The organism is Flagellimonas baculiformis (genome assembly GCF_033441575.1).
GTDB classification, from domain to species: domain Bacteria; phylum Bacteroidota; class Bacteroidia; order Flavobacteriales; family Flavobacteriaceae; genus Flagellimonas; species Flagellimonas baculiformis.
In genome coordinates, this window is the sequence record NZ_JAUZVW010000001.1 from 1 (window position 1) to 11995 (window position 11995).

General features: G+C 47.7%; 5 protein-coding genes. 2 read left to right on the forward strand and 3 right to left on the reverse strand.

Annotated elements, in window-relative coordinates:
* Window positions 1–415 precede the first annotated feature (415 nt).
* Window positions 416–8725 carry a T9SS type B sorting domain-containing protein gene (locus tag SD450_RS00005; protein ID WP_318342613.1) on the reverse strand — a complete coding sequence of 2770 codons (8310 nt, stop codon included), beginning with the start codon at window positions 8723–8725 and terminating at the stop codon, window positions 416–418.
* A 153-nt stretch (window positions 8726–8878) separates the two neighbouring features.
* Between SD450_RS00005 and SD450_RS00010 the strand changes: the two genes are divergently transcribed.
* Window positions 8879–9997 (forward strand): PQQ-dependent sugar dehydrogenase, encoded by a 1119-nt coding sequence (locus SD450_RS00010; RefSeq protein ID WP_318343080.1) that lies wholly within the window; start codon window positions 8879–8881, stop codon window positions 9995–9997.
* Window positions 9998–9999: 2 nt separating this feature from the next.
* Here the strand turns inward: SD450_RS00010 and murQ are convergent, their stop codons facing one another.
* Both murQ and SD450_RS00020 read right to left on the reverse strand, forming a co-directional pair.
* Window positions 10000–10812 (reverse strand): N-acetylmuramic acid 6-phosphate etherase, encoded by an 813-nt coding sequence (murQ, locus tag SD450_RS00015; protein ID WP_318343081.1) that lies wholly within the window; start codon window positions 10810–10812, stop codon window positions 10000–10002.
* 5 nt (window positions 10813–10817) lie between these two features.
* Window positions 10818–11567 carry a DeoR/GlpR family DNA-binding transcription regulator gene (locus SD450_RS00020; RefSeq protein WP_318342614.1) on the reverse strand — a complete coding sequence of 250 codons (750 nt, stop codon included), beginning with the start codon at window positions 11565–11567 and terminating at the stop codon, window positions 10818–10820.
* Between the two features lie 223 nt (window positions 11568–11790).
* Between SD450_RS00020 and SD450_RS00025 the strand changes: the two genes are divergently transcribed.
* Window positions 11791–11973, forward strand: a complete 183-nt coding sequence (locus tag SD450_RS00025) for a hypothetical protein (protein WP_318342615.1) — start codon at window positions 11791–11793, stop codon at window positions 11971–11973.
* Window positions 11974–11995: the final 22 nt, after the last annotated feature.

Consider the following 11995-nt stretch of genomic DNA (forward strand, 5'->3'; position numbering starts at 1 on the left):
TAGATCAAATCTAGGCAGTTCGTTTACCCTGGTCAGTTTCATCCGGCGAAGGTGGGTCACTTTACCCGGCTTATCCAGGGTACCAGACGGAGTCTATCCTGAGCGTAGCCGAAGGGCCACATCCCGTGTTTGACCTTCGGTCAACAATTTCCAATAAACAATACCCAATTTTCAAAACGTCCACTGCTTTAAGCAGTCTGGGTACCAGACGAAGTCCCTGCCTACCGGCAGGCAGGTATCCTGAGCATGACCGAAGGGCCACATCCCGAAATCGGACTGCAAAAATATAAATTTTGATGATATTTTGACCCAGACCCTACAAAACTTTTGTCCATGAATACAAAATAGCCGTACCACCCTTAACGCCAAAATACGCTTCAGTCTTAGTTGTCAATGATTTATAAAATAAATCCTTCTATCTGTAAAGCGTAAAGTGCCCTACAAATCGTTGTTTTTCCCTATCGTTGGCATTCACGACATACCAGTAATCTCCTGTGGGCAGCGGTTTGCCCTCATAGTTACCATCCCACTTTTTGACCTGATCCAATCGCGCCACTACCCTACCATATCGATCGTAAATGATCACGTCGATATTGGGGAAAAACTCACGGTTTTCTGGATACCAGTAGTCGTTCAGGTTATCCCCATCCGGCGTAAAGAAGGGCGGCATTTCGGGCATTCCCTCAAAATTGAACGGCAAGACCAGATTGGCCACACAACCATTGCTGTCCCTCACCATAATATTGATGTTGGAATCCACATTGATATTAAACGTGTTCACATCCCCATAGGATTCTCCTTGGAAGAAATATTCATATCCCCCGAAACCACCTGTGGCAATCGCTGTGACCTCATTGGGCCCGGTTTTCATGGCTTCCAGGGTCAGTGGTTCGTAGGCATCGATCTCAAACTCCACAAAGGTCACACATCCATTGGCATGGTAGATATAGACGGTATGTTCGCCCGGTGGTAAGTCCCCAAAAGTCCTTTGGTTGGTGGCGAGTTGCACATCATCCACATCCAAGGAAAACAACAGGTCGGATAGTTGTGAACTGTCCGCAATACTTACGGTGGCCGTACTGTTCGGGAAAATACCTTCACAACCGTATTCCACAATGGGTTCTGTCACAATATCAATCCCAATGCCTATTTCCGCTATCACATTGGTCTGGCAACCATTGGCATCCCTGATAAAGATGGCATAGGTTTCCCCGCCTTGGAGGTTGTCAAAGAACATGGTATCATTCTGAACAAAATCAGCATCGTCAACAGAATTGATACTGGTATAATAAGGGGCCGTACCCCCAGAAACTTCCAAGGTCAAGGTGCCATCACCATCTCCCATACACACCTCTGGAGTAGTGGAAACCACTGCAGCGATAAGTTCCGTAGGCTGGGTAATCTCCAGTGTTCGAGTAATGGTACATCCCAGATCATCTTGAATAATGATGTCATAGGTCCTTGGACTCAGGTCATTGAATGTTTTTCGGTTCGGATTGTCCGGGTCATCACCTTCAAAGAACTCGCTCAATGTATCCGAAATGGAGTACCTGATTCTACCTGTACCTCCACTGGCCTCGATGATGATCTGACCATTGGTATCCCCAGCACACATAACGGGCACTGCTTCCAGATACTCCAATACCAATGGTGGTTTTGGTTCGATGATTATAGGGTCCGATATGGCCTCACATCCACCACTTTGGGCATACACATAGTAGGTCCCTGCATCCAGGTCCCTAAAGATTCCGGAATTTTGTGATGGGCGGACAATATTGGCGGGCGACACGGGCAAGGTGTTCGCGTTCACCAAGGTGTACATATAGCTTCCAATACCCCCGAATGCCTCGGAACGAATGATTCCGGTGGATTCCCCTGCACAATTGATCGTTGCGTTGGTAAGATCCAAAGCAATCACCAAAGGTGCCGCTGGGTCCAAGGAAATCTGGTTCGATTTTTCAGAAGGACAACCATTGGAGTTCTGAACATCATACTGGAAAGGTCCTGCATCCATAGTAATGTCCACGGCAATCTCCACACTGGTCATGCCGGCGCCAAACGGTGTGAACGCATCTGAAGTTCCCGCCCTGCGGTAAAAATAGTCCACCCCCGGCTCGGGGTTGAGCACCGTAAGTCCCATCCTACCCAGATCACCACAACCAGGAGGCTGCAGTTCCACCAATTCTGCCTCTACAATCTCTGGGTCCGAAATGGTTATCACATCTGTTTGGGCACTACAGTTCCAACCGTCAAAAATGGTGATTCTATAATCCCCCGCCGAAAGGTTGGCAAAGGTCGGTGTGGTCTGGAGTCCACTATTGGTGCCATCGGTGATTCGGTTCAACTGGTACAGATAGTTCCCAGGTCCTTGTCCTCCCGCTTCGTTATAAGCCTCTATTATGGCATCATTGTCATTGTTACAGGCCAATGGACTTACTATTCGAATATCCGCAGAAATAGGTGTCGGCAATGGCAAGTTGATGGTATTGAATCTCTCACAACCTTCAAGATCTCTGATATTCACCGTGTATGTATCTGTGGATAGATTTTCGAATACGGGATTGGTATTGGGATAATCCACCAAAATGGTTCCATCGGATGCCACCAACTGATATTGGTAAGTTCCCCATCCCCCATCGCCAGTAGCTGTGATTTCACCCAAACCGGGCACATTACAGGTCACAGGGGAGGTCTGCAATAGATCAACGGTCAGTTCCCTATCTGGGGAGCGCACTGTGGTCACATTGCTCACCACATCACAGTAGGGCGAATCCAACGCTTCGATACGGACCACCAAGTTACCTGCCGGCACATTTTCGATAAGTTCCGGGGTATTGATGGGCGTATCGGTATCAAAAGTTCCGGTAACCCCCGTTGAAGTTTCCACTCCGGCATTATCGCGTGTGAACACTTCGTAATTGTATTGGCCACTATAATTGTTGATAACTAAACTGATGACCCCATCGGTTCCATTGAAACAGGTCACAGGTTCCACCTCGGCAATCAGGGCCTCTATGGTATTGTATTCGGGCATGTTGATGGTCGTGGTCAAATAGGTACATCCTCCACTGCCCACATCGGTCACGGCAAAAATATAATCCCCAGGTGTGGCGATGTCCCAAGTTACACGGTCACTGCCCCCTGAGCTTCTTGCTGGTTCGGAACCTAAGGGCAATATCTCGACTTGGTAATCTCCTGGACCCTCATTGATGATGATGTCAATGGAACCTGGGCTTACCCCCGTTCCCGAAACATCACAGGTGATGGGGTTCACATCATAACTGAACGTGATGTCCGTTGGCGCATTGATGGTCACGGTCGACGTTTCCTCGCAGCCATTCTGGTCACGGGCGGTAAGAATAATGGTCTGATTGGTTCCATTATCAATCACTTCAAAAGTATTGCTGGTCTGGAAATTGGTCCCATCAAACTGCGGGGTACCATCGTTCATGCTGTAGGTGTATGGCCCAGTTCCGGTTGCAGTGCCTGTACCATCACCATTGGTGTCGGTATAAATGGTTATGGTCGCCGTACTGAACTGATTGCTGGACGGATTACAACTGAATTGGGTATTCACCGCATTGGCCATCAAAAGGGAAGGTTCATCAATGATGATATTATCCGATCTGTCCGTACAGCCCCTATCGGAAACCACTTCGACCTGATAGGTGCCCGGTTGAAGATCATCAAAGACAGAAGAGCCTTGCGGACCTGCCACGATGGTGGAACTGGAACCTTGGTAGAGGATAAATTGTAATGGCGTATCTGTATCCGTGCCAGGCTGAAGCTCCACCGAGATGGTACCGTTATCGGCTCCATTACAGGTCACATCACTACTGGGCGTACCCGAAATTACAGGAGTATCCACAGTGGACACGATAACCTCGGCCTCATCCGAACATAAGGGAGATGTGTTGGAATCCAAGTCGGTTACCAGAATATTGTAATCCCCTGGCATCACATTGGTAAATTCGTTGTTATTCACCTGTGGTGGACCAATGTCCGTCAAAGTGAGGGCATCCCTCAATTGGTATTGAAAATTCCCACTGCCACCAGTGGTGTTCACAGTAATGACCCCATCCCCGGCATTACAAGTAGGGAAAGAGGTCGCATCTGCCGTAATGGCAAAGAAATCGAATACTTCCGCGGTGACGGTGTTGGTACAACCATTGCCATCACGAACCGTGATCACATAGCTCCCTGGATTGGGTACAATGAACGTGGTTCCCGACTGGAAACCGCTTCCAATGTTGTACTGGAACGTATTTTCCGGTTCAGGACCCGTAGTGAGCGGCGATACAATATTGATTTGATATCCGCTTGTGGCCGTACATTGGTTCACCACATCGATCACCGGATTTGGCACACCTGCTTCCTGCGTCACTGTCAGCGTGGTAAACGCGGTACACCCATTGGCATCCTGGGCATAGAAATCATAAGCCGTGGGATAAGGTCCTGGAACCTCAAAAGTGGTTTCCGGTACGAATGTTGTCGGTGCAGGATCTCCCGAAGGCACATAGGCATAAGTGTATGGCCCTGTGCTTCCAAAACCTCTTACGGTCACCAAGGCTCCCGCATTACAAGTGGCTTCCACAAAATTATCGATGGCTATGGAAACAGCACTGATATCAATAAAGACCAAGGTGCTTCCACTACATCCATTGCTATCGTCCGTAACAATGATCTGATAATTCCCCGGAGCCAGTCCGGTCAAGGTTCCATTGTAGGGAATGGTTTCTCCCGTAAATGTTTGGGTCGAAACCATTGCTCCTGTATCGGTATTTTGTACCCTCACAGTAAAGTCTCCAGCTGGTGAAATTCCAGATACCTCAAAATCAATGGAGCCACTTCCTGCCACATTACAGGAGGCTGCCAAGGAGGTAGCGACCACAGTAACAGGATTGGTTGGACCTATGGGATCAATTTCTTCAATATAGGTACAACCGTTGGCATCCCTTACCTCTACAAAGTAGGTCACTCCAGGAACTACCAATCCGGTGACATCAAATATATCATTTCCAGCACCTGACCCCAACTGCCATGTCGGGTCACCCACCAACCTAAACTCGTAGGGTGCTGTTCCTCCAACGGCTTGGACTCGATATGGGAACGAAGTATCAAAACAATCTGTCGGATCTGGGTCCAACGGAATCAAATCCAGTTCATTTTGGTCAATCACCACGGGATCACGGTCCTCACAACCTTGGGCATCGGTAGTGATCAGGGTATAATTGCCTATGGGTAGGTTGGTAAAGTTTACCGAAGTACTGGTGGTTCCTATCGATGACGCCACTGTTCCTCCAAATTCATCTACCACCACATAATCAAAAGGTGCAACCCCATTGCTGATGGATGCCAATATCTCACCGTCGACCGCTCCCGATGAGCACACAGCATCGGCAGGTGTTGCGGTGGCATCCAAAGGATCGCTGGCACCAATGGTCACGGTATAGGCCGGGCTCAAACACCCCCTACTGTCGCGGATGACAAACCCTCCGTGGGTTCCAGGCCCATATCCTGAAAAGATATTCTGGCTACTGAAGGTTGCCCCATTATCATTACTGTACTCATACGGTGGAATACCCTGGGTGGTGTCAGGAATCAATGTTACAATTCCAGAGGTGTTGTCCCCACATTGGGTGTCCGTGCCCACTGCAGATCCTGCTATGAGTTCCGTAGGTGAAATGGTCACCATGTTCGATTCCGTTGTACATCCACGGCTATCGGTGATCAAAAACTGATAGGTGGTGTCCGAAATGATGGAACCATCATTGGGAATACTGTACACAAAGGAGTTTCCAGTGATATTGTTGTTGTCAGAAGTATAGGGTGCCCCATTGATACTGACTTCATAGATACCATAGTTGCCGCCAGAGGTATATCCGTTGCTAATGTTTACCTGGATCTGTCCGGGAGGTCCTGCACAATCCAATTCCTGGGTGATCGTGGCATTGGCCATCACCTGAGGCTGAATGGTGGTTGTGACCGTATCACGACAGTCGTTCGCATCCACCACTTCAATGGTATAGGTTCCCGGAGTAAGTCCGGAAAAGCTATTGCTGGCCCCCAAAGGCCCTCCATTGATCCTGTAGCGGTAAGGGGCCAATCCGCCCGCAGCGTTGACAGCCAAGGTAGATGCATTAAAATTATCATAACAGAAATCCGAGGCTCCGTTGTCCAAAGTCAGGGTGGGTGCATCCAATCTTGTGAGGGTGAAACTATCGGTAACCTCACATCCGTTGGCATCGGTAACCCTCACTTGATAGGTTCCGTCCAAGGAAAGATTGGAAAAGGTACTTCCATTTTTAGGCCCTCTTGTGGAACCATCGGGTTGGATCAAGGTATATCGGTTACCTCCCCATCCGCCAACAGTATTGATCCGGACCGCACCAATGTTTCCATTCTGGCAGCTCATATCCGTCACATCCAAACCTGAGATTGCAAAAGCGGTCGAAGGTTCCTCAATGACCAAGGTGGCCGTATCCGTACAATTGGTCTCTTCATCGGTCACAGAGATCACATAGCTTCCGGCAGTTAAACCCGTAACGGGAATGATGCTTCCATTCTGACCCGTGAAAACGGTACCTCCATCTATGCTATAGCTATAGGTTGAATTGAATCCATCCACCAAAAAGCGACCTTCCCCGTCCGAATCACCAACACAGGTCACTACCTTGGTCTGTTGGGCCTGCACACCGATGGAACTGATATCGGTAATTGCATAATTCTCATCGTAAGAGCATCCTTCATTATCAGTGACCCTAAAAGTATAGGTTCCCAATCCCAATCCGGTAAAGGTATTGTTGTTGCCATTGTTGATGGCACTTGCCGATGGGGCAATGATCTCATAGGTATAAGGACCTGTACCGCCGGTAACGGTCAAATCCAAAGAAGCTGTTGTGGTGATACAGTCCAAACTGGATATACTGAAATCTAGATTGGTGGGCTTGTTCAACGCATTGAACACTATATTGGGAAGTGCCTCAACACATCCATTGGCATCCCTGACCATGGGTGTATAGCTCCCCACTCCCAAATTGGGGAACACGTTATTGGTCCCAAAACCTGCCCCAATACTATATTCGTAAGGAGCGGTTCCCCCTGAAACACCGGAAATGGTAATCTGTCCCCCGTTTTCATTACCACAAGTGGGAAAAGAATTTGGTGTCGCCGTTGCCGTTATGGTCGATGGAGTACCCACGGTGGCCGTTTGTGGTGTTGTGGTACAGGTAAATGAATCCTGTTCGTACCGTAGTACCACATCGTAAGAGCCCGGGGCCAAATTGGAGAATACATTGCTTATCTGAAAGGTTGCCCCATTGTTGATGCTGTATTCAATCTCGTACCCAAATCCATTGGTCACATTGATGGTGACCCTTCCATCGTTGGCACCACCACAATTGGCATCTTCTTCGGTGATGTTGAAAATGGGCGGGGGAATGTTGGGAACATCCACGGAAGCACTTCGTTGGCAACCATTGGCATCTTCCACCAAAATGGAATAGGTTCCCGCTGTCGTCACTGAAAAACTGGTGTTGCCCGTATATGTTGAGCCAAAAGGACCGCCATCCACGCTGAAGCGATAGGGAGCGGTTCCCCCTGATGTGGTCAAATTGACATTCACCGAAGTGGCCCCGCATCCAAAACTGTCCGAAGCCGTGGCCGAAACGGCCAATGGACTTATGCCCCCACCTATCACTATGGGATTTCCATTGATATCGTCGGTAACGGTCTCTGAACAATCATTGGTCTCCACCCGGATGCTATATGTGCCCGGGCTTACGTTGGCAAATGTATAGGTATCGGCACCATTGGGACCAAAAGTATCCACGGTCACGCCGTTCTTCACCAAACGATAGGTATAGAAACCAGGTACGCCGGAAACCTGCACATCTATGCTTCCGAGCTCCCCACTGCAGAGAATATCATTGGCGGTCACATCCACATTGATGTCAAGGTCGTTCACCGTTACCGGGTTTGATGGAAAGACGCAGGCACTGGCCGAAACGTTCTTCAAACGCACATATACCCTGTAGGTCCCTGGTGAAGTGATGTCAAAATAAGGAGTATCCTGATAAGGTCCGGCCGGACTGTTCAAGCTGTATTCATAACCTGCAGGAACATTGGTCACTTCTACCCTGCCCGGATTGCCACAAACAATGTCCTCCTTGATCAATTGTGGGTTCAAGGGGTTGAGTGTGGATTTAAAATAATAGTACTGTCCAGAGTTTACCCTTACTCTGAACTCGCCCGCGGTTGAAAGGTTATATGTAGGTCCCGTGCCCACTGTGTTCCATGTACAGGCAGCATTTATGGTAGGACAATTGTCCACCACCGTAGGGGCACAGCTATTGGGGTCCAACTGCTGCCATTGATAGGTACTGCCGGATTGGCTCAAGCTCAATGTCCTGATGTCACTGGTCCCGCAAAGGAAGAATTTAGCCAGTGTACTTCCATCATTGGGGCAAACCACCTGTTGGTCGCTCCCTTGGATAATGGTCGTGAACATAGCGGCGCTTGTTGGTGCCAAGACAGTTTCAGTGGCCAGCGTTACCTCTGGCACGGACGCCACCTCTTCCTCCCCGGCATCTGCCGCGGATACGGTGGACACAATTCTTGTCAAAATTCCTTTGACGTCTGTTTTTGCTAATACCGTGGAACCAAAGATTGATATGAACACCAGCAACACGGCATATAGCAAATGCCTTGTTTTTTGAGGGAGCATAGGTTAAGTCTTGTTAGCAGAATATGTCAGATTTGGGACCCTAATATTCTAAGTTGTAATTATCTATACTTATAAAATTCTGTTTATCTTACGGCAAATGATTCTTTAGAAATGACCGTTCGTCTATTAAATCTGTTATTTCAACGTAAAATTATAGAAAAAAGTACCTTATTTCCTTATTTTTTCGTTGTACTGCTCAATACATCCTGTGCCCAAAATCCAAATTCCAAGATAAATCTTACAAATAATACGGATTTTACATCTGAAATTGTTGTGGATGGTACTCAAAACCCTTGGGGCATGGTCTTTTTGCCCAACAACAACATTCTCATATCCGAAAAATCGGGAAAACTACTTTTGTACACCTCAGGAAAAAAGGTCGAAGTGGGCAATGCTCCCGAAGTCTATAACCGTGGACAAGGTGGATTGATGGATATTGAACTCCATCCCAATTACAAAAACAATGGCTGGATTTACTTTTCCTATGCCTCAAGCGAGGGCGACAACAAGGGAGGGAACACCGCCATCATGCGGGCCAAACTATCCAACAATAAACTTGTACAGAAAGAATTACTCTACAAGGCCGTGCCCAATACCACCAAGGGCCAACATTTTGGGTCACGTTTGGAATTCGACCGGGACGGATATCTGTTCTTCTCCATCGGCGAACGCGGCGATCGGGACGTGAACCCGCAGGACATTACCAGGGACGGCGGCAAGATCTATCGCCTTCATGATGATGGGAAGGTTCCTGAAGATAATCCGTTCGTGGGCCAGAGCGGTGCCAAGACGGCCATCTACAGCTACGGCCATCGAAATCCGCAGGGATTGGCGCTCCATCCGGAAACCGGACAGTTGTGGGAGCACGAACACGGTCCAAGGGGCGGTGACGAAATCAACATTGTAGAGAAAGGAAAAAACTACGGTTGGCCAGTGATCACCTATGGCATCAATTATAGTGGCACAAAGATTACGGACGAAACCAAAAGACCTGGGATGGAACAACCATTATATCAATGGACGCCCTCCATCGCCCCTTCGGGATTGGCCTTTGTCACTTCCGATAAATATCCCAATTGGAAAAACAGTCTTTTGGTAGGTTCTTTGTCCTTTCAATATTTGGAACGATTGGAAATCAAGGACAATAAAGTGGTGTACCGTGAAAAACTATTGGATGGTATGGGACGGGTCCGAAACGTGCGACAAGGCCCGGACGGCTACATTTATGTAGGGATAGAAGGCAAGGGCATCTATCGGTTGGTACCCAGATGATCCTACTTCAATGCATCTATGGCCCGCTTTACGGAACCGTATTTTTTTAATGCTTTTTCGGCCTCTTCATAGTTCAGCCCCAATTCTTCCATGATATAGCGGGTTCCCCTATCCACCAATTTGGTATTGCTGAGCTGCATGTTCACCATTTTGTTGCCCTCCACGCGGCCAATGCGTATCATGAGCGCCGTTGAAATCATGTTCAGCACCAGTTTTTGACTGGTCCCACTTTTCATTCGGGTACTTCCGGTCAAAAATTCGGGCCCCACATTGATTTCTATGGCTATATCCGAATCTTTGGCCAATGGCGATCCTGGATTATTGGTGATCCCCACGGTCAAGATGCCATGCGTTTTCGCATCCGCAATGCCCCCCAACACATAGGGAGTGGTCCCTGAAGCTGCAATACCGATCAATACATCATTCTCGGTAATGTGATAGTCCAGAAGGTCTTTCCAAGCTTGCCGTGTATCGTCTTCCGCGAACTCAACGGCCTTTCGGATGGCACTGTCACCTCCCGCAATGAGACCGATCACCCGGTCGTAGGGCATCCCAAAGGTGGGTGGTATTTCAGAAGCATCCAGGATTCCCAAGCGTCCACTTGTTCCCGCACCGATATAGAACAGTCTGCCCCCTTTTACAAAACGCTTTGCGGTCTCGTCCACTACTTGAGCCACTTGGGGCAAAACCTGTTCAACAGCGTACGCAATCTTTTTGTCCTCATTGTTGATGTTGGCCACAATGTCCAACGTCTTCATTTCATCCAATCGGTCGTACAAAGACGGTTCCTCGGTAATCTTTATGTGCTTGTCTATCACTATTACAATAATTGTATGTTCATATTTTTAAATGCATCGAGCTTGCTGTCCCATGGCTCCAATTCCGTTATGAGGGCATCGATTTCCTCCACCCCACATATCCTGTACCGCTGCAGTGAACCGATTTTTTCCGATATGCAGGGCGATACTACCTTACGGGCACTATGGATCATGGCTTTTTTCATCTGCACGATTTCCCAATCAAATTCCGTCAATCCTTCCGTAGGATGGATGGAATTGGTGCCCAAAAAACAAATATCCGCTTTGATATCTGAAAGCATGTTGATGGCACTGCCGCCGATCGCTATTTGGGAGTCTGGTGACAGCCTTCCCCCAATGAATATAACCTCAATATTACTTTTTCCCAGCAATTGCACGGCTATCGGCAGGCTTGGGGTAAAGCAGGTCAGTTTCATTTTTGAGGGCAAACGTCTTGCCAGTTCCAAATTGGTGGTACCCCCGCTCAGCAAAATCACCTGTCCCTCTTTGATGAGTCCCAAGGCCTTTTCTGCTATCAATGACTTTTTTTCAAGGGAGTATATTTTTTTTCCGGTGGGGTTGTAATTGTTGAAACCCAAAGAAATAGCACCTCCGTGCACTTTCTTCAGCTGCTTGGCATTGTGCAGTTCCTTTATATCCCTTCGGATGGTATCCACAGAAACATTGAGCAGATTGGCTATGTCTGTCAACAGAACCCTATTGTGGACCCCAACCTCGTTGAGTATAAACTGATGCCTCTCTTCTTTCAACATACAATAGGTAAAGTTAAATAAATCCTAAAAAATTTACCAATATCAGCAAAATACTGCAAAACTATGCATATTTTTAGTGTAATTCAATTAATAACGGCAATATTTAGCAAATCTTGCATGTTTTTGCATATATTTGAAGCTATCATTCCGCTTTTGAGCAAAAAACACATTCATATGCATTGTCAATTTCGAAAGCAAGCAAGATTCAAGAAAATTCCCAACCATGTTCGGGGCCAGGCACATGAAGAATAAAATCAATACCACACGTAATTGTCCGCACCACATGGACAGTGCTGCCTTGGATTATCATCCTGAAAGGATGGTAGGGCAATGGACCACATATAGAAACAAAAAAACCGCAAACAAATACAGTCCCCTCGCCGTGGAGGGTATTGTACACTTTTAACTATAATTAAACTACTCAAATT

Bases quoted from the DNA above. Each gene is read 5' to 3' on its own strand.
- SD450_RS00005 (WP_318342613.1), bottom strand. From the start codon at position 8,725: ATGCTCCCTCAAAAAACAAGGCATTTGCTATATGCCGTGTTGCTGGTG.
- SD450_RS00020 (WP_318342614.1), bottom strand. From the start codon at position 11,567: ATGTTGAAAGAAGAGAGGCATCAGTTTATACTCAACGAGGTTGGGGTC.
- SD450_RS00025 (WP_318342615.1), top strand. From the start codon at position 11,791: ATGTTCGGGGCCAGGCACATGAAGAATAAAATCAATACCACACGTAAT.